Annotated in this window: 22 protein-coding genes; 11 read left to right on the top strand and 11 right to left on the bottom strand. The window is 69.2% G+C overall.

Annotation, left to right across the window (positions count from 1 at the left end; translation table 11 throughout):
* Window positions 1-68: 68 nt before the first annotated feature.
* The 3 genes from fis to prmA form a co-directional block, all read right to left on the bottom strand.
* On the bottom strand, window positions 69-344 hold the full coding sequence (gene fis / locus Q5Z10_RS19295; RefSeq protein WP_057507416.1) for a DNA-binding transcriptional regulator Fis: 276 nt from the start codon (window positions 342-344) through the stop codon (window positions 69-71).
* Between the two features lie 113 nt (window positions 345-457).
* Entirely contained in the window at window positions 458-1,186 is a 729-nt protein-coding gene (locus tag Q5Z10_RS19290) for a DUF3426 domain-containing protein (RefSeq protein ID WP_303636959.1), read from the bottom strand.
* Between the two features lie 42 nt (window positions 1,187-1,228).
* Window positions 1,229-2,149: a 50S ribosomal protein L11 methyltransferase gene (prmA, locus tag Q5Z10_RS19285; RefSeq protein ID WP_303639230.1), complete on the bottom strand. Its 921-nt coding sequence runs from the start codon at window positions 2,147-2,149 to the stop codon at window positions 1,229-1,231.
* A 162-nt stretch (window positions 2,150-2,311) separates the two neighbouring features.
* Between prmA and Q5Z10_RS19280 the strand changes: the two genes are divergently transcribed.
* Window positions 2,312-3,280 (top strand): hypothetical protein, encoded by a 969-nt coding sequence (locus tag Q5Z10_RS19280; protein ID WP_303636958.1) that lies wholly within the window; start codon window positions 2,312-2,314, stop codon window positions 3,278-3,280.
* Window positions 3,277-3,651 carry a hypothetical protein gene (locus Q5Z10_RS19275; protein ID WP_303636957.1) on the top strand — a complete coding sequence of 125 codons (375 nt, stop codon included), beginning with the start codon at window positions 3,277-3,279 and terminating at the stop codon, window positions 3,649-3,651. Before Q5Z10_RS19280 ends, Q5Z10_RS19275 begins: the two co-directional genes overlap by 4 nt.
* A 136-nt stretch (window positions 3,652-3,787) precedes the next feature.
* Here the strand turns inward: Q5Z10_RS19275 and accC are convergent, their stop codons facing one another.
* From accC to aroQ, 4 genes are read right to left on the bottom strand one after another with little or no spacing between them, the layout of a single operon-like run.
* Window positions 3,788-5,155, bottom strand: coding sequence for an acetyl-CoA carboxylase biotin carboxylase subunit (gene accC / locus Q5Z10_RS19270; protein ID WP_286070117.1), 1,368 nt, complete (start codon window positions 5,153-5,155; stop codon window positions 3,788-3,790).
* Between the two features lie 10 nt (window positions 5,156-5,165).
* Window positions 5,166-5,645, bottom strand: a complete 480-nt coding sequence (gene accB / locus Q5Z10_RS19265) for an acetyl-CoA carboxylase biotin carboxyl carrier protein (protein WP_303636956.1) — start codon at window positions 5,643-5,645, stop codon at window positions 5,166-5,168.
* Window positions 5,646-5,698: 53 nt separating this feature from the next.
* The gene (locus tag Q5Z10_RS19260; protein WP_303636955.1) at window positions 5,699-6,121 is read right to left on the bottom strand and encodes a lysozyme inhibitor LprI family protein; all 423 of its coding nucleotides are present in this window, start codon (window positions 6,119-6,121) and stop codon (window positions 5,699-5,701) included.
* Window positions 6,121-6,570 (bottom strand): type II 3-dehydroquinate dehydratase, encoded by a 450-nt coding sequence (gene aroQ, locus Q5Z10_RS19255; protein WP_303636954.1) that lies wholly within the window; start codon window positions 6,568-6,570, stop codon window positions 6,121-6,123. Before aroQ ends, Q5Z10_RS19260 begins: the two co-directional genes overlap by 1 nt.
* 347 nt (window positions 6,571-6,917) lie before the next feature.
* On the opposite strand from aroQ, the gene Q5Z10_RS19250 reads away from it, so the two are divergent.
* Window positions 6,918-7,748: an isocitrate lyase/PEP mutase family protein gene (locus Q5Z10_RS19250; protein WP_303636953.1), complete on the top strand. Its 831-nt coding sequence runs from the start codon at window positions 6,918-6,920 to the stop codon at window positions 7,746-7,748.
* A gap of 34 nt (window positions 7,749-7,782) precedes the next feature.
* On the opposite strand, the gene Q5Z10_RS19245 is transcribed toward Q5Z10_RS19250, so the two are convergent.
* On the bottom strand, window positions 7,783-8,313 hold the full coding sequence (locus Q5Z10_RS19245; RefSeq protein WP_303636952.1) for a hypothetical protein: 531 nt from the start codon (window positions 8,311-8,313) through the stop codon (window positions 7,783-7,785).
* A gap of 127 nt (window positions 8,314-8,440) precedes the next feature.
* Between Q5Z10_RS19245 and Q5Z10_RS19240 the strand changes: the two genes are divergently transcribed.
* Entirely contained in the window at window positions 8,441-9,037 is a 597-nt protein-coding gene (locus Q5Z10_RS19240) for an NAD(P)H-dependent oxidoreductase (RefSeq protein WP_303636951.1), read from the top strand.
* A gap of 16 nt (window positions 9,038-9,053) precedes the next feature.
* Window positions 9,054-9,647: a TetR/AcrR family transcriptional regulator gene (locus tag Q5Z10_RS19235; protein ID WP_303636950.1), complete on the top strand. Its 594-nt coding sequence runs from the start codon at window positions 9,054-9,056 to the stop codon at window positions 9,645-9,647.
* A gap of 5 nt (window positions 9,648-9,652) precedes the next feature.
* Here the strand turns inward: Q5Z10_RS19235 and Q5Z10_RS19230 are convergent, their stop codons facing one another.
* Complete coding sequence (locus tag Q5Z10_RS19230; RefSeq protein ID WP_303636949.1) at window positions 9,653-10,447, bottom strand: D-alanyl-D-alanine carboxypeptidase family protein; 795 nt, start codon at window positions 10,445-10,447, stop codon at window positions 9,653-9,655.
* 119 nt (window positions 10,448-10,566) lie between these two features.
* On the opposite strand from Q5Z10_RS19230, the gene Q5Z10_RS19225 reads away from it, so the two are divergent.
* The gene (locus Q5Z10_RS19225) at window positions 10,567-12,120 is read left to right on the top strand and encodes an alkaline phosphatase (RefSeq protein ID WP_303636948.1); all 1,554 of its coding nucleotides are present in this window, start codon (window positions 10,567-10,569) and stop codon (window positions 12,118-12,120) included.
* Window positions 12,121-12,162: 42 nt separating this feature from the next.
* Window positions 12,163-12,729: a GIY-YIG nuclease family protein gene (locus Q5Z10_RS19220; RefSeq protein WP_303636947.1), complete on the top strand. Its 567-nt coding sequence runs from the start codon at window positions 12,163-12,165 to the stop codon at window positions 12,727-12,729.
* A 7-nt stretch (window positions 12,730-12,736) separates the two neighbouring features.
* Here the strand turns inward: Q5Z10_RS19220 and Q5Z10_RS19215 are convergent, their stop codons facing one another.
* On the bottom strand, window positions 12,737-12,880 hold the full coding sequence (locus tag Q5Z10_RS19215) for a hypothetical protein (RefSeq protein WP_303636946.1): 144 nt from the start codon (window positions 12,878-12,880) through the stop codon (window positions 12,737-12,739).
* 98 nt (window positions 12,881-12,978) lie between these two features.
* Here Q5Z10_RS19215 and Q5Z10_RS19210 point away from each other — a divergent pair, with 98 nt between their 5' ends.
* The 4 genes from Q5Z10_RS19210 (at window position 12,979) to Q5Z10_RS19195 (ending at window position 17,121) form a co-directional block, all read left to right on the top strand.
* Window positions 12,979-13,884: a LysR substrate-binding domain-containing protein gene (locus Q5Z10_RS19210; RefSeq protein WP_303636945.1), complete on the top strand. Its 906-nt coding sequence runs from the start codon at window positions 12,979-12,981 to the stop codon at window positions 13,882-13,884.
* Between the two features lie 89 nt (window positions 13,885-13,973).
* Window positions 13,974-14,663: an HAD family hydrolase gene (locus tag Q5Z10_RS19205; protein ID WP_303636944.1), complete on the top strand. Its 690-nt coding sequence runs from the start codon at window positions 13,974-13,976 to the stop codon at window positions 14,661-14,663.
* Window positions 14,660-15,955, top strand: coding sequence for a DUF5690 family protein (locus Q5Z10_RS19200; protein WP_303636943.1), 1,296 nt, complete (start codon window positions 14,660-14,662; stop codon window positions 15,953-15,955). The genes Q5Z10_RS19205 and Q5Z10_RS19200 overlap by 4 nt, the downstream gene beginning before the upstream one ends.
* An 11-nt stretch (window positions 15,956-15,966) precedes the next feature.
* The gene (locus Q5Z10_RS19195; protein ID WP_303636942.1) at window positions 15,967-17,121 is read left to right on the top strand and encodes a TIGR03364 family FAD-dependent oxidoreductase; all 1,155 of its coding nucleotides are present in this window, start codon (window positions 15,967-15,969) and stop codon (window positions 17,119-17,121) included.
* A gap of 40 nt (window positions 17,122-17,161) precedes the next feature.
* On the opposite strand, the gene phnF is transcribed toward Q5Z10_RS19195, so the two are convergent.
* Window positions 17,162-17,908 carry a phosphonate metabolism transcriptional regulator PhnF gene (gene phnF / locus Q5Z10_RS19190; RefSeq protein ID WP_303636941.1) on the bottom strand — a complete coding sequence of 249 codons (747 nt, stop codon included), beginning with the start codon at window positions 17,906-17,908 and terminating at the stop codon, window positions 17,162-17,164.
* Window positions 17,909-17,919 lie beyond the last annotated feature (11 nt).

Below are 17,919 nucleotides of genomic sequence, written 5' to 3'. Positions count from 1 at the left end.
GATGCGCTGGTAGCGCCGGGCCATGCCCGGCGGCACCGGATGGCGTGTTCCACGGCAGCGGCAGGCGCTTACGCGCTGATGCCGTATTCCTTCAGCTTCTTGCGCAGCGTGGCGCGGTGAATGCCGAGCATCGCCGCGGCGCGGCTCTGGTTGCCTTCGCAGTGGTTGAGCACTTCCACGAACAGCGGAATCTCCATCTCGCGCAGCACGATCTCGTAGACATCATCCGCATCGCAGCCGTCGAGGTCGCGCAGGTAACGGCGCACGGACTGGGCCACGTGTTCGCGCAGCGGTGGCCGGGCGGCGCCACGACTGGTGTCAGGACGAGAAAGGACAGCGTTCAAGGGGGATCCCGATCTGGTTGGCCCGTGCACGCGGGGGTGCAGGACCGGATGAGGTGGTGGTCAGTCTAGCGCGAGCGTGCCCGGCCCGCCACGGCCCGACGCTCAGCCGACGGTCACAGGAACTCGAAGGTGAATGCGACGGTGGACGATGCCGGCTCCTGGACCCGGAACGCGATGCGCGCGCTTTGGCCCGGATCCAGCGCGGCTGCCCCCGGGTTCTCGCCCAGGTACTGCGCCGGTGCGAACACGCCGGTGCCGATCACCCGTCCATCGGCATCGGACAGCGACAAGCGCAGGTCCGGCCACGCCTGTGCCCAGCGTGCGTCGTTGCGGATGCTGGCCTGGACCTGCAGCACGCCGGCCTGGCCCGGCAGCGGACGGATCTCGCGGCTGGTCATGGTGAACGCGGCGGGCTCGCGCCAGGCCGGCACGCTGCAGCGCAGGACGCCGCACAGCGCGCTGATCCAGGGCCGGTGAGCGGCATCGGCCGCCAGCCGCGCGCGGTCGGCAAGCACGCTCTGCAGCAGCAGCAGCAGGGCCAGCCCGGCCACCAGCAGCCACTGCCAGCGGGGTGCCGGCGAGGTGCGCGGGCGCGTGCCGAGGAAGCTCGGCGCATCGGCGCTGGCGGTCACCGGCACCGGCGTGTCATCGCGTGGCGCTTCGCTGGTCACGTCGGTATCGGCAGCGACGTCCCCGGCGGCGAGCGGCGCATCACGCCGTGCATCGGCGTGAGCATCCGTCGCAGCAGGCACCGGCTCTGCGTCGGTGGATGCCACGTCCCCTCCCGGCGCGGTGCGCAGGAAGGTGGCGAGCGGGCGGCGGGGTGGGTTCGGCTCGGACATGCTCAGGGCGCGGGCTCGGATCCAGCGGTCATTCAACCACGATCAGGCGCGGCGCACGCCGGTGATGCGCATCCAGTCGCCGTCCCGGGTGGCCTGCAGGTCGTCGAACCAGGCGGCGTAGCGCTGCAGCAGTTCGCCTTCCTGGCCATGCAGGATGCCCGAGAGCGCGATGCGTCCGCCGGCGGCCACGCGCGCGGCGAGCAGTTCGGCCAGCGCATCCAGCGCCGAGGCCAGGATGTTGGCGACCACGATCGGGTAGGTCGCCACCGGTTCGTCCTGCGGCAGGTACACCTGCATGCGCGCCTGCTCGCCATTGCGTTCGGCGTTGTCGGCGGTGGCGATCAGGGCCTGCGGGTCGTTGTCCACGCCGATGGCCTGGGCGGCACCCAGCTTCAGCGCGGCCAGCGCCAGGATGCCCGAGCCGCAGCCGAAATCGAGCACGCGCTGTCCCTGCAGCTGGCCGTCGGCAGCCAGCTGGTCCAGCCAGCGCAGGCACAGCGCGGTGGTCGGATGGGTTCCCGAACCGAACGCCAGGCCCGGATCGAGGCGCACGATGGCGGCGTTGGCGGCCTGCGCGGCGTCCGGCAGTTCATGGTTCCACGGCACGATCCAGGTGCGGCTGCCGAAGTCCATCGGCTGGAACTGGTCCAGCCAGGCGCGCTCCCAGTCCTCGTCTTCGACGGCGCGGAAACTGCCCTGGCTCCAGTCCAGCTCCGGGTCGAACGCCTCCAGCGCGGCCAGCAGCAGCAGGGCGTTGCTGTCGGCCGGGAACAGCGCGCTGAGCACCAGCGTGTCCCACAGCGGGGTTTCACCTACGCCGGGTTCGAGGATGGCCTGTTCGTTGCTGGTATCGGCTTCGGCATCGAGCAGGGTCACGGCCAGCGCGCCCACGTCCTCCAGCGCATTCTCATAGCGGGGCTGGGTGGCTTCGGTGCAGCGCAGGGTCAGTTCCAGGAACGGCATGGCAGTGGGGGCAATCGCGGAAAAGAGGGCCATGCTAGACCATCAGGCCGTCTCCGTATCCCCTGAGATGCCGCTCGGGGATGAACGGGGGCGATTCAGACAGGCCGGACGGGCCTTGCTAAACTCGGCGCTTTCCTGTGCACCGCCGCTGCCCTTCCGCCGATGGCTTTCGCCCCGACCCTGAAAACCTGGTTGCTCGTGCTGCCGGCCGTGGCCGTGCTGGGCGTGGCCGGTTACCGGGCCAACGGCCATGGCCGGGACGTGGACGCACGCGTGGACACCCTGCTGTCGGCGGCGCCGGCCCGTGATGCCCAGCCGGCACTGGAACCGGTGATACCCGAGGCGCTGGCACGCCGCCTGGAGGCCTTCGAGCGCGGCAGCGCGCTGCCGTCGGGGCTGCCGCTGGACATCCGCGCCGACATTGAAGGCCAGACCGATCTGTATGCCTATGCGCAGCGCCTGCGCGTGCAGGCCGACCAGGGCAACCACGAGGCGCGCTGGATGCTCAGCCGTGTCTACGACTACTGCGCGCAGTATGCCGTCGATCCCGGTGGCTACCGCCTGGACAACAACGTGCTGGCCGGCCTGGGCCTGAGCGCGGCGCCGGTGATGGTGGACGCGCGCGAGCGGGTGGCACAGCGCTGTGGCGGATTCGTGCCGGGCGACAAGCTGGGGCCGGCACTGGTGCTGAGCGAACGCCGGCGTGCCGCGCAGCAGGGCAACCTGGCCGCCGAGGCCTCCCTGTTCGCCGAAGGCGAGCCGCTGCACGACAGCGAGCAGTACCGCCGTGACCTGGTGGAACGCGTGCGCGACTCGCGCGATCCGGAGGCCTACATGGCGATCGCGCCGGGCATGGGCCTGCGTGCGGCGGGGGACAAGGCGCTCACCGATATGGTGGCTGGCGAACAGCTGAGCGAACTGGCATGGCGGGTTGCGGCCTGCGAACTCGGTCTCCCCTGTGGCGCCGACAGTGTGCTGGTCAACAGTTTTTGCGCGAATGGAGGGATCTGTTCGCCGGATGGAACGCAGGACTTCCGTGATTTTGTGTATGACGCTGCGGTTTCGCGGCAAGGTGCGGGGAAAATGAACGAATGGATCAAGCGATTGATTGGAAAGAGGAACGGGCGATGAATTACCGTCGATTCCTGCATGGCGCCAAGTTCTGGTTCTGGGTCGTGCTGTTCGTGGCCTACTCGGCAGGCGCCGTCGGTCTGTTGATGATCGACACCTACGAGGATCGTTACCGGCACCTGTCCAAGGTCGAGCTGACCACGGTGAAGGCGCAGGAAGATACGCGCCGTGCCGGTGCCAGCCAGGTTGCGGCGGTGTACCGCGCGCAGAGCGGCGTGCCGTTCTCTTCCCTGCCCGCCGGCAGCACCTTCCAGGTGGTCTGGCCGGACGGCTCCAGCGAGACCATGGTGATCGTCGACCCGACCTCGCCCAATGGCGTGCGTCCGCTGGCGAACTCGCAGATTCCGGCGACGGCGGCCGACGCGCGCTGAAGGTAGCGCCGGGCCATGCCCGGCGGCCTCGCGCTTCGTTGCCATTTCGCCGGGCATGGCCCGGCGCTACCGGAAGAAAAACAGAAAAGGGCGGGGATATCCCCGCCCTTTTCGTGTCCGCACTGGCAAGCCTGGATCAGGTCAACGCGATCGGCTTGTTCTTGCGCTCGGCCAGGCGCTTTTCCAGATAGTGGATGTTCTGGCCACCGGCCTGGAAACCCTTGTCGCGCATGATCCGCTGCTGCAGCGCGATGTTGGTCTTGATGCCATCCACCACCATCTCGCTCAGTGCCACGCGCATGCGCGCGATGGCGGTCTCGCGGTCCGGCCCGTGCACGATCAGCTTGCCGATCATCGAGTCGTAGTTGGACGGCACGCGGTAGCCACTGTAGATGTGGGTATCCACGCGCACGCCGGGGCCGCCCGGCGGATGGAAGCCGGTGATGGTGCCCGGGCTCGGCACGAAGGTCTCGGCATCTTCGGCATTGATGCGGCATTCGATGGCATGGCCGGTGAGGACCACGTCGCTCTGCTTGATCGACAGCTTCTGGCCCGCGGCGATCTTCAGCTGCTCGGCGACCAGGTCGATGCCGGTGACCATTTCGGTGACCGGATGCTCCACCTGGATGCGGGTGTTCATTTCGATGAAGTAGAAGCGGCCGTCCTCGTACAGGAACTCGAACGTGCCGGCGCCGCGGTAGCCGATGCGCACGCAGGCCTCGGTGCACACCTTGCCGATCTGCTCGCGCTGTTCGGCGCTGATGCCCGGCGCCGGGGCTTCCTCGACCACCTTCTGGTGGCGGCGCTGCATCGAGCAGTCGCGCTCACCCAGGTGGATGGCGTTGCCCTGGCCGTCGGCCAGCACCTGGATCTCCACGTGGCGCGGATTCTCCAGGAACTTCTCCATGTAGACCTCGCCATTGCCGAACGCGGCCTTGGCCTCGCTCTTGGTGGTTTCGATCGAGGTCTTCAGCGAGGCTTCGGCATGCACCACGCGCATGCCGCGGCCACCACCGCCACCGGCCGCCTTGATGATGACCGGGTAGCCGATCTCACGGGCGATCTTGGTGTTGGCGACGATATCGTCGCCCAGCGGGCCGCCCGAGCCGGGCACGCACGGCACGCCGGCGGCCTTCATCGCGCGGATGGCTTCGACCTTGTCGCCCATCATCCGGATGGTGTCGGCCTTGGGCCCGATGAAGATGAAACCGGACTCTTCCACGCGCTCGGCGAAGTCGGCGTTCTCCGACAGGAAGCCGTAGCCCGGGTGGATGGCCTGGGCGTCGGTGACTTCCGCCGCGGCGATCAGCGCCGGGATGTTGAGGTAGCTCTGCGGCGAAGGTGCCGGGCCGATGCAGACCGACTCGTCGGCCATGGCCACGTGCTTGAGGTTGCGGTCGACCGTGGAATGCACGGCCACCGTGCGGATGCCCAGGGTGTGGCACGCGCGCAGGATGCGCAGCGCGATTTCCCCCCGGTTGGCGATGACGACTTTGTCGAGCATGGCGTGCCCCTCAGCCGATCACGAACAGCGGCTGGTCGAACTCCACCGGCTGGCCGTTCTCGCCGAGGATGGCGACGATGGTGCCGGACGTGTCGGCTTCGATCGGGTTGAACATCTTCATCGCTTCGATGATGGCCAGGGTCTCGCCTTCCTTGACCTGCTGGCCCACGCTGACGAAGGCCGGCTTGTCCGGAGCCGACGAGGCGTAGAAGGTGCCGACCATCGGCGAGCGCAGCACGTGGCCTTCCGGCAGCGCCGGGCCCGGCTTGGCGGTGCCGCCGGTGGAGGCTTCGGTCGGCGACTGCATCGGCATCGCCTGCGGGGCGGGGGCGGCCGGGGCGGCGTACACCGGTGCCGGCGCCGGCGCGGCATAGCCGGCCACCGGAGCGCGCGACAGGCGCACCGACTCTTCGCCTTCCTTGATTTCGATTTCGGCCAGGTTCGACTCTTCCAGCAGGTCGATCAGCTTCTTGATTTTGCGGAGATCCATGGTGGCCTCTTTGCTCTTGATGTCAGTGTGGTGGGAAGCGCGTTGCGCTCGGGTCAACGAAGTTCGTAGAACTCGCGCAGCTGCCGGGTGCGGTCGCGCGTCTGGGTGATCAGGCAGTGCATCTTCGCGGGATTGCGCGAGGTGCCGTCCGCATTGAAGGCGTATACCGCCTCGCAGTCTGCATCGCGCAGGGTGATCCAGATGCGCTGCGCGTTGACCAGGTGCTGTCCGGCCGCCGCGCAGCGGCTGCAGCTGCCATCGGCCGCCTGCGCCTCGAGTTCGCCGCGCGCCTGCGCGTAGACGGCGTTCAGTTCGCTGTCGGCGTCATCCAGGCGATCGGAATCGCACATGTCGCGCTCATGGCCGCCGGTGGCCTGCGCACAGTCGATACCTGCGGCCGCGCGCTCGGCGGCGACGCTGGCGCCGCACACGCCGGCCCACAGCACGATGCTGGCAAGTACGCGCGGCAGCCTCATCAGGCACCCGCCGCCTGCAGGCGCGTCAGCGCCGCGTCCATCGCATAGCGATAGCTGTCGGCGCCGAAGCCGCAGACCACACCGACCGCCTTGTCGCTGAAATAGCTGTGCTGGCGGAACGGTTCGCGGGCATGCGGATTGGACAGGTGGATCTCGATGAATGGCAGCGCCACCGCGGCCAGCGCGTCACGCAGCGCGACCGAGGTATGGGTGAAGGCGGCAGGGTTGATCAGGATGAACGCAGTGCCGTCGCTGCGTGCCGCCTGCACCCGGTCCACCAGCACATGCTCGGCATTGGACTGCAGGCTCTCCACGGCGTGCCCGGCGGCCGATGCCTGCGCGGCCAGGGCCTGGTCGATGTCGGCCAGCGTGGTGTGGCCGTAGACCTCCGGCTCGCGGGTGCCGAGCAGGTTGAGGTTGGGGCCATGCAGGACCAGCAGCTTCGCCATGGGATCCGATTGACGGGAAAGGGCGGCAGTCTGGCGGAACCGGCGGATGCTGTCCAGTTCGGCGAAGTTTGCCGTGTTTCAATCGATTGTTTGAAATCTGCCAAAGTGCCTGCGGCCGTATGCGGGGCGGCGCATCACCGCGCGCTGAACGCGGTAGCGGCGGCGAATGCATGCACGTAGGCCGACGATGGCGGCAGAGGCGGCTGCCAGCGCCCGGCCCGACGGGCGGCGGGTGTCCCGCAAGCGCGCGCCCTGTGCTCACGGCCGCCGCGCCGCGCTTGAGACGCCGGGCACAGCGGGCTACGGTGAGCGATCCGGGTGGCCGCCCGCCTGCGCAGGACGACGTGATGCTCCCGCCCGATGCCGATGACATTCAATCCAGGCGTGCGCGCTTCCGCCAGTTGCATGCGCGCGGCTGTTTCGTGCTGCCCAATCCCTGGGACGTGGGCAGCGCCCGCTACCTGCAGCGGCAGGGCTTCCAGGCCCTGGCGACGACCAGTGCAGGCTGCGCCTGGAGTGAGGGACGCCCGGACGGGGCGGTCTCGCTGCAGGCGACGCTGGAACACCTGCGGCTGATGGTCGGCGCCACCACGCTGCCCCTGAACGCCGACTTCGGTGATGGCTTCGGTGATACGCCGGCGGACGTCGCGGTGGCGGTGACGGCGGCGCTGGAGACCGGCGTCGCCGCGTTGTCGATCGAAGATGCCAGTGGTGATCCCGGGGCGCCGCTGCGCCCGCTCGACGAGGCGGTGCAGCGACTGCGTGCGGCCCGAGAGGCCATCGACCGCAGCGGTGCCGATGTACTGCTGGTGGGGCGGGCCGAGAATTTCTTCGTCGGCGTGCCGGACCTGGACGACACCCTGCTGCGCCTGCGTGCCTATGCGCAGGCCGGTGCCGATGTGCTGTACGCACCGGGCATCAGCACGCGCGAGCAGATCCGTGCGGTGGTCGCAGTGGCGGGATCGAAGCCGGTGAATCTGCTGGTCGGCGGGCCGACGCCGCTGCGCCTGCAGGACATCGCCGCGCTCGGCGTGCGCCGTGTGAGCCTGGGCGGCGCGCTGGCCCGTGCGGCGTGGGGTGGCCTGATCCAGGCGACCCAGCCGATCGTGCAGGACGGATGCTTCGATGGCCTGCAGCAGGCGGCTTCAGGCGCCGCATTGAACGCGCTGTTCCAGTAGGCCCCACTCCCGGCGCGGGCGGATCAGCCGGCGCCTACAACGCTTCGATATGCCGCTTGGGCAGGGCGACACCCGGCTCGAGCGCGGGCAGCAGCTGGCGCAGCAGGCCCGGGTTGTCCTGCAGTCCGGAACCGTCCAGATAGGTCCAGCCCTGTTCGCCAACGCGGCGCACGGCCACCATGAAGGTGGTACTGCGGACTGCGGTGCCGCGCACCCGCATCAGTGACTGCCGCGGCACGAAACACACTTCCTCCTCGCCGGCGGCATAGGTCCGGCCGGGGATGCCGACATCTTCGCTGACGATCTCCACGCCGGTGCTGCGCAGCTGGGCCGTCGCATCCCCGACGATCCGCGCGAACGCTTCGTCGCCGCCCGCCAGCTGCTTCAGGCTGGGATGGGTGCGCGCGATGAGGAACGCCGCGTCGCCTCGGCTGAACGCCGCCACCATCGCGCGCACCTCCGCGCGCAGGGCGGCCGCATCATCGGCGCTGAGCTCTCCTGCGATGGCGGGCGCGCCCATGCACAGCAACGCGGCCAGCAACGGGGCAAACAGGCATCGGCGCATCGTCGAAGCTCTCCACGGGACCGGGCGCACTATACGGCGAACACAAAAACAGCGTCCTACCGATGGCGCTGGTGCCGCCGGAATCCATACTTACCATTGGTAGGTAATGATTCCTGGAGGCACACCCATGCACACCCTCATCGTCACCACCCATCCCGAACCCGGCTCGCTCACCCATGCCATCGCCAGGTGCATCGGCGATGCCATCATCGCAACGGATGCCACCCATACCGTGGCCCACGCCGACCTGGTGGCTGAGGGCTTCGATCCCCGCTTCAACCGGCAGGACCAGGCGCTGTTCCGGGGCACCGCCGCGGCGCCGGCCGACGTCGCCGCCGAGCAGGCGCGGCTGGATGCCGCCGACACGCTGGTGCTGGTCTACCCGCTGTACTGGTGGTCGTTCCCCGCGCTGCTGAAGGGATGGATCGATCGGGTGTTCACCCAGGGCTGGGCCTACCAGGACGGTACCGACGGCAAGGTGCAGAAAAAACTGCAGCGGTTGCGCGTGCACCTGGTCGGGATCGGCGGAGCGGGCGCGGACATGATCGAACGGCGCGGCTATGGCGCAGCAATGAAGACCCAGATCGACATGGGCATCTTCGACTACTGCGGCGCGCGCGTGCTGTCGTCGGACCTGCTGCTGGATGCCGATTCCGGTGCGGCCGAAGCGCATCTGCAGTCGGCCGGGAACATCGGCCGTAGAATCGGCACTTCGATGCACTGACCGCCGTACCCTGCCGATGCCTGACAACGCTGCTCCCACGCGCCGCCGGCTGACCCGCGAGCAACGCGCCCGCCAGTTGCTGGACGTGGCCTGGGCGCTGGTCGGGGCCGAAGGCACCGACGCGCTGACGCTGGGACGGCTGGCCGAGGCCGCGGGCGTGACCAAGCCGGTCGCCTACGATCACTTCGTGACCCGCAACGGGCTGCTGGCTGCGCTCTACGAAGACTACGACGGCCGCCAGACGGAGGTCTTCAACGAGCGCATCGGGCGCGCCAGGGCGCAGCTGGCCGATCGTGCGGCGGCCATCGCCTCCGGCTACATCGACTGCATCCTCAGCCAGGGCAGCGACGTGCAGGGCATCCTTGCCGCGCTGGTCGGCGCGCCGGAACTGCATGAGGTACGGCGGCGCTACCAGCAGGATTTCATCGACAACTGTGGCGTCTGGCTGGGCCCGTTCGCGGCCGACGGCATCGTGCCGCTGGCGGGCCGCTGGGCGATTCTCGGTGCGGCCGAAGCCCTGTCCGAAGCCGTGGCCGCGGGCGCACTCGACAAGGCCGGCGCCGAAGCCGAGCTGCAACGGTTGATCGTGGCGACGGTCAAGCGACGCTGAGCCCTTCAGGCATCGGCGGTGCTGTCGGCCAGTGCGGCGAAACCGGCGGCCAGCTGTCCGCGTACCCAGGCATCGCGTGCGTCGCGGCTGTCCGCGCCCAGCACCACGGTGATCAGCCGCACCGGATGCGCACGTCCCTGCACCGGCTGGCACGCGGTGGCCGCCAGGCAGAAGCCTGCGGCCTGGGTGTAGCCGGTCTTCAAGCCATCCACGCCGTCATCGCCGAGCAGGGCGTTCTGGTTGCTGCGGCTGAAGCTGCCATGCACGAACGCGCGCTGCGCGGTGATCGCCAGTATCTGCGGATGGTCATCCAGCAGGCGGGCAGCAAGCAGCGCCATGTCGCGCGCGCTGGAGGCATGGTCCGCGGTGGTGATGCCGGACACGCTGGTGAAGCCGCTGCTGTGCAGGCCGAGCTGGCGCGCATGCCGGTTCATGCGCTCCAGGAACGCCGCCTGTGATCCGTCCAGGTGGCGCGCGATCGCCAGCGCGGCATCATTGCCGGAGACGATCATCAAGCCTTCCAGCAGGCGGGCCAGGCGGACCGTTTCGCCGGGCACCAGACCCATGCGCGTTTCATCATCGGCCACCGCGTGCACATCGTCGGCGGCAATGGTGACCGCCTCGTCCCACGCGCCTGCGTTGTCCTTGAGGCATTCGTAAGCCGCATACGCGGTCATCAGCTTGGTCAGCGAGGCCGGCTGCCGCGCGATGTCCGCGTTGTGCTGGTGGATCACCGCGAAGGTTGCGGCGTCGAGGGTGATCGAGGACAGCGGCGCGCGTGCAGGGGCAGGAGACAGCATGGAGACGGCGAAGGCGGAGGAGGCCAGCAGGATAGTCCGCGGCGGCTGCATCAATCTGCAATAATGCAATGATATAACGTATCTTTATCGCGGGCGCCACTGGCCCGGGGGGATCACCGATGACTGCACGCATGCCACGCCGCTGGCTCCATTGCCCGTTGCTGCTCGCACTGGCCGCGCTGGCCGGGTGCCAGCCGAACCTGCGCGGCGACGCCGTCGCTTCCGGCGACGCGCGCCCGCACAACGTGATCGTGATGATCAACGACGGTGCCGGGTGGGGGACCTGGGATGCCGCCGCGTACTGGCAGTACGGCAGCCGCGAAGGGGCGCCGTACGCGGCCTTCCCGCAGCGCCTGGCGGTGACCACCTTCCCGTTGAACGCCAGCAGCCAGCCGACCCGCGACAACGCACAGACCCTGGGCTACGACCCGGCCAGGGCCTGGGACAGCGAGCCGGTGCCGGCGCCGGACCTGCCGTTCGCCGGCTACCAGTATCTGGCCGCGGTGGCGACCGACAGCGCTGCAGCGGGCACCGCATTGTCCTCGGGCATCAAGACCTACAACAACGCCATCAACGTCAACAACGATGGCCAGCCGGTCGAGTTCAACACGCTGCGCGCCAAGCGCCTGGGCATGGCCACCGGGGTGGTCACCTCGGTACCGTTCGCGCACGCCACGCCCGCTGCGTTCGCGGCGCAGAACGCCTCGCGCAACGACTACCACGCCATCGCGCACCAGATGCTGGCGCAGGGCCACCTGGACCTGGTGATGGGCACCGGCGGTCCTGGCTACAGCGTGGATGGACGCGCCTGTGGCCAGGGCACGGATGCCGCGCCGGCCGAAGGCTGCGCGAATCCGTGGCAGTGGGTCTCGCAGCAGGACTGGCAGCAGCTGGAAGCGGGCGGCACCCTCGGTGGCAATCCGGCCGGACCGTGGCGCCTGATCCGCAGCAAGGAGGACTTCCTCGCGCTGGCGCAGGGCCAGCTGCCCGCCGACCGGCCGCTGATCGGCGTGCCGCGCGTGGCCAACACGCTGCAGCAGGCGCGCCAGCTGCAGGTGCTGGGCAGGGACGCGGCAACGCCTTCCGGTGTGAGGAAGATCGACAGCGTGCCGGACCTTGCGACCATGACCCGCGGTGCGCTGTGGTTCCTGCAGCAGCGCTCGGCCCACGGCCTGTTCCTGATGGTGGAGGGCGGTGCCACCGACTGGGCCGCGCATACCAGCGCCTGCGCTACCGGATGGCAGTACGGTCCATGCAGCGACCAGCCGCAGTACGGCCGGCTGATCGAGGAGACCGTGGGGTTCAACGATGCGGTGGCGGCGGTGGTCGACTGGATCGAGCGCAACGGCGGGTGGGAACGCAACCTGCTGATCGTCACCACCGACCACGACAACAGCCTGCCGATGGGCCCGGATGCACAGCGCATCGCCTTCGAGCCGGTCCGCAACAACGGCCGCGGGCGCATGCCGGGCATGAGTTTCCGCCCCACCGGCAACCATTCCAATGCACTGGTGCCGTTGTGGGCCAAGGGTGCGGGATCGCAGTTGCTGGGCCAGCGCGTGCGGGGTGTCGATGCGGGCTACCGCCAGCATGTGCGCTGGAACGACGGCAGCTACATCGACAACACCGACGTGGCCGCGGCGGTGCAGGACGCGCTGCAGCGCCCGCGCTGACGCCCGCTTGCGCGGGGGCCGCCACCGAGGCAGCCTGCCTCCATGCAATCGGACATCCGCATCGATGGTCGGGTCTTCGCCTACGTCTTCCCCTGCGCGTGGGAAGACTACGCGAAGATCGGCTTCTCCCGTGATCCGCTCGGACGCATCAGCGCACTGCACCGGCGCTGGTTCGAGTTCTTCGATCTGGAGGCGGGCGCACTGGTGGAGGCGGAAAGCGAGCGCGATGCGCGTGACCTGGAACTGCAGCTGCGCGCGCCATTCAAGGCGCACCGCGCACCGGCACCGATGACGGTGCAGGACAAGGCCGGAGGGCGCACCGAATGGGTCCGTGGTGCCAACCAGGCGCTGGCGGTGGCGATCGACGGCCTGGGCGAACAGGGCTATCGCTGCTACCCGCTGAAGCCATGGCTGCGGGCCGCGCTGCAGCTGCGCATGGACCGGCTGCATGACTGGGCGGCGGCGCAGCTGCCGCAGGAAGAAGGCCTGCGGATGCCCGGTGGCCCCGGCGAGGTTGCCCTGCGCGACACCCTCGATGGCTATCGGGCGCTGGAGATCGATCCGTTGCCGTGGCTGCCCGACCATGTCCAGCGCTGGTATGCAGGTTGAGCCGCGCTCAGCGGGGCCGCGGTTGCTGGACCGGCACGGCCGGCTGCGGCGCGCACCGCGGCGGGGCCGGAGACGGGCTGGCCAGCTGCCGCGCCAGCTCGGCGCTGGCCACGTGGCCATGCAGGAACAGCAGTCCGCTGAAGATGTTCATGATCGTTGCTCCACTTGAGTGGATTGAACGATACGGGCAGCATGAGCGAGCAAAAAGCGACATTTCCGCAAGCGTGCCTTGAGAGGAATTCAAGCCTCATGTCCCGTCCACCGCTGCATGCCCTGCAGGGATTCGTTGCCGCCGCACGGCTGGGCAATCTGTCCCGTGCCGCCGCCCTGATGAATGTGACGGTCAGCGCGCTCAGCCACCAGGTGCGGCAGCTGGAGGAGCGCCTGGGCCAGCCGCTGCTGATCCGCCAGGCACGCGGCGTGGCCCTGACCCTGGAAGGGCAGCGCCTGCTGGACCGCGTGGGTCCGCACCTGGATGCGATCAGCGAAGCGTTCCAGCCGTACGCCGCGCGCCCCGAGCATGTACTCACCCTCAGTGCCGTGCCCTCGATGGCCAGTGCGTGGCTGGTGCCGCGGCTGGGCGACTTCGTGGCCGCGCACCCGCAGATCGAGATCAACCTGCAATCGAGCGAACGTCTGATCGACTTCGATCGGCAGCTGCAGTTCGATGCTGCGCTGCGGCTGGGCGCCGGGCAGTGGCCGGGACTGGTGGTGGAACCGCTGTTCGATGAATGGCTGCTGCCGATGGCCAGCCCCGCGCTGATCGAGCGGATGGGCGGCATCGACCGCGTGCCGCTGGTGCAGTGGCCGTTGCTGGGCGACCCGGACGGCGCATGGGGCGCGTGGTTCGCGCTGAGTGGACAACAACCGCCTTCGCGGTTCGTGGCGGTGCTGGACGACTCCGAGGCCCACCATCGCGCGGCCCTGGATGGCGTCGGCGTCGCGCTGGGACGGGTGACCCGGGCACGCCTGCTGCTCGATTCAGGCCAGCTGGTCGCCCTGTCGACGCAGCGCCTGAAGACCGCGTGGCCGCACTGGCTGGTCTATCCGCAGCGCTCTTCACGGCACCGTGGCTTCCTTGCGTTCCGCGACTGGCTGCACGCCCAGGCGGCCGAGCACGTGCGGCACACGGCGGCGCAGGGCGCGCCCGGCTAGACAGGTGCACGTGCCTGTCCGGGCGCTGTCATCAGGGCGTGGCCGGCCGCGGCGATGCTGGGCACCTCCGCTCAACGCCGCCCACCGCCATGCGCTACCGCCTCGCCGTTCTTGATATCGCTGGAACCACCGTTGCCGACCCGGGCCTGGTCGCCCATGCCTTCGCTGAAGCGATGGCTGCCGCGGGCCAGCCCATCGAGGTGGAGGATGTGCGCCCGTTGATGGGCTATCCCAAGCCGCAGGCGATTGCCCGCCTGTTGGGAGCGGCGCAGGAAGACCCGCGCGTGGCGCCGATCCACGCCGACTTCGTGGCGCGCATGCTCGCGTGCTACCGCCATGCGCCGGGCATCGCACAGTTGCCCGGTGCCGAGGCCCTGTTTGAAACGCTGCGCGCGCACGACATCCGCATCGGCCTGGATACCGGCTTCTCGCGTGACATTGCCGAGGTGATCATCGAACGGCTCGGCTGGCAGCACCGCATCGACGCGCTGGTGGCCAGCGACGAGGTGCCCGCCGGGCGCCCGGCCCCGTACATGATCCAGGCGCTGATGCAGCGCACCGGCGTGGATGATCCGGCCAGTGTGGTGAAGGTGGGCGACACCGAGGTCGACATCAACGAAGGCCGCAACGCCGGCGTCGGCCTGAACGTGGCCGTCACCACCGGCGCGTTCACCCGCGCCGAACTGCTGCCGCATGGCCCGGACCACATCATCGACCACCTGGATCGCCTGCCGGCGCTGCTCGGCCTGGCACGCGCCGGCACGGTCGCCGCTGCATGAGCCGGGCCCCGCTGCGGACACGCCTGCAGGGGCACCCGTGGGCGCTGACCGTGTTCGCCGGCAGTGCCGCGTTGTCCACCTATGCGTGCATGTATGCCTTCCGCAAGCCGTTCGCTGCCGCGTCCTTCGATGGCCAGCACCTGTTCGGTGCCGACTACAAGGTCTGGCTGGTGGTGGCGCAGGTGCTGGGCTACATGTGCAGCAAATTCATCGGCGTGCGGGTGATCGGCGAACTGCGCGCCGAGCGCCGCGCCAGCCTGCTGCTCGGCCTGATCGGCATCTCCTGGCTGGCCCTGCTTGGCTTCGCGCTGGTGCCGGCGCCCTGGAACATCCCGTTCCTGTTCCTCAACGGCCTGCCGCTGGGCATGGTCTGGGGCCTGGTGTTCAGCTACCTGGAAGGACGGCGCACCACCGAGGCGATGGGCGCGATCCTCGCGTCCAGTTTCATCATGGCCTCCGGCGTGGTGAAGTCGGTCGGCAAGTGGCTGCTGCTGCAGGGCGTGAGCGAGTTCTGGATGCCGTTCCTGTGCGGCCTGCTGTTCCTGCCGCTGCTTCTGGTGTCGGTGCGCATGCTGGAACGCCTTCCTGCGCCGGATGCCGCCGATCTGCGCGAGCGATCGCCGCGCCTGCCGATGGACCGCGCGCAGCGTCGTGCGTTCGTGCGCCGCTTCCTGCCAGGTCTGGCGCTGATGATCCTGTGCTACGTGTGCCTGACCGTGGTCCGCGATTTCCGCGACAGCTTCGAGGCCGAACTGTTCCGCGAGCTGGGTTATGGCGGCAGCGCCGGCGTGTTCGCCGCCATCGAAACGCCGGTGGCGTTCGCGGTGCTGGCGCTGACCGCCGGCCTGACCTGGTTCCGCAACAACCTCAACGGCCTGATCGCCCTGCACGCGCTGATGTTCATCGGCCTGGCCACCGCCGGGCTGAGCACGCTGGCGTTCCGCGAAGGCATGCTGCATCCGCTGGCGTGGCTGGGCCTGGTGGGTTTCGGCCTGTACCTGGCCTACGTGCCCTTCAACTGCGTGTTCTTCGAACGCCTGATCGCCACGTTCCGGGTGGCCGGCAATGTCGGCTTCGTCATGTACCTGGCCGATGCGTTCGGCTATCTCGGCAGTGTGCTGGTCCTGCTCGGCCATGAGTTCTCCGGCCTGCAGCTGTCCTGGGTGCGCTTCTTCTCCAGTGCGGTCATCCACCTGTCGCTGCTGGGCGGTGCCTGCCTGCTGTTGTCCCTGCTGTACTTCCACCACAAGGCGCTGCGCCTGGCCCGCGTGCCGGCACTTGCCTCCGTCTGAGTCCATCCCCCATGAACAACCCAACCGCCCTCGTGGTCGGTGCCGGCATCGTCGGCCTGGCCGTGGCCCGCGCGCTGGCCGTACGTGGCTGCAAGGTCACCGTGCTGGAGCGCCATGAGCGCGCTGTCGGCGCCTCCATCCGCAACTTCGGCATGGTCTGGCCGATCGGCGTGCCCAATGGTCCGCTGTACGAGCGTGCGCTGCGCTCGCGGCAGGTCTGGCAGGAACTGATCGACGTTGCCGGCCTCTGGCACGACCCCAGCGGCTCGCTGCACGTCGCCCATGCCGACGACGAATGGGCCGTGCTGCAGCAGTACGCGGCGGCCAACGCGCAGTTGCGCCCCTGCCACCTGCTGGACCGTGACGCCGCACTGGCGATGTCGCCGGCGCTGGTCGCGCGCGAGCTGCGCGGCGCGCTGTTCAATGCCGATGAGCTGGTGGTCGATCCGCGCCAGGCCATCCGTGCATTGCCGGATGTCCTGCGCGAGTGCCACGGTGTGCAGTTCCATTGGCGCACGCCGGTGACGGCCGTGGAAACGGGACGCGCGTGGTCGGGCAGCCGCCTGTTCGAGGCCGACCAGGTGTTCGTGTGCAGCGGCCCGGAGTTCGAGCAGCTGTATCCGGAACTGTACGCGGCCGCGCCGCTGACCCGCTGCAAGCTGCAGATGCTGCGCCTGGCCGCGCAGCCCTCCGGGTTCCGGCTGGGTGCTGCCCTGTGCGGTGGCCTGTCACTGGTGCACTACGCCGGCTTCCGTGAGGCCGCCGACGTCGCCCCGCTGCAGGCACGCTACCAGGCCGAGCACGCCGACCTGATCGAGCTCGGCATCCACGTGATGGCGGCGCAGAACGGCCTGGGTGAAGTCACCATCGGCGATTCGCATGCCTATGCACATACCCATGACCCGTTCGACGAGCACGCCATCAACCAGAAGGTGCTCGATTACCTGTCCCGCTTCATGCAGGTGCCCGACGCACGCATCGCGCAGACCTGGCACGGAATCTACCCCAAGCTGCTGGACGGCAGCAGCGAGTTCGTCGCCGAGCCGGCGCCGGGCGTGACCATCGTCAACGCCATCGGCGGTGGCGGGCTGGGCATGACGCTCAGTTTCGGCCTGGCCGAAGAACTGGTGGACGGTCGCTACACGGCGCTGCGCCGCGCGGCCTGAGGGCCGGCACGCGGCGGGTGCAATGCCCGCTGCGTGCCCGCTAGGGATCGCTGCTGACCATCAGCTGTACCCAGTCACCGGCAAAGCAGGTGATGCCGAACTGCACCGGCAGGCCCTGCGGATCGACATTCAGCGAATGCACGCACAGCACCGGCCGCCGCGTCGACTGCCCGAGCACGCGCGCGACCTCGGCATCCGGCAGCCGTGCCATCACCGTGGTGTGCCGGCGCAGGTAGTCGGTCACCCCGAACGCAGCGAGGGTGCGGGTCACCGACGGCGTGCGCGCGAACACCTCGCCCAGGCCCGGGAAGCGGGTGGCCGGGAAATAGGCTTCGCTGTGGTCCACCGTGCGGCCTTCCACCTGGCTGGAGTACACCACCCGGTGCACGCGCTCGCCTGCAACCAGGCCCAGCGCACGCGCCACCTGCCGGCTCGGCACCTGCACGCGGGCGTCGAGCAGGGTGTAGTGGCTTTCCACGCTCAGGTCATGCATGGCCCGGCCGAAGCGCGTGCGGCGGCTGATCGGGTAATGGTACGGATGCTCCTGCACGAAGCTGCCGCGGCCGGTCTCGGTGCGCACGTAGCCGCGGTCCTCCAGCGCCTCGATCGCGCGCCGCACGGTGTGGCGGTTGACGGCGAAGCGCTTGGCCAGCACCTGCGCCGAGGGCAGCTGGTCGCCTTCCACCAGCTGGCGTTCGCGGATCTGCCGCAGCAGCGCCTGTTCGATCTGCTGCCACAGCGGCAGCGCCGAATCGCGCGGCGTCGGCGCCGGATCGGTCATCGTCATCAAACCTCCAT

Source organism: Stenotrophomonas sp. 704A1, assembly GCF_030549525.1.
Lineage (GTDB): Bacteria > Pseudomonadota > Gammaproteobacteria > Xanthomonadales > Xanthomonadaceae > Stenotrophomonas > Stenotrophomonas tuberculopleuritidis.
This window is presented reverse-complemented; position numbering and strand designations above follow the sequence as displayed.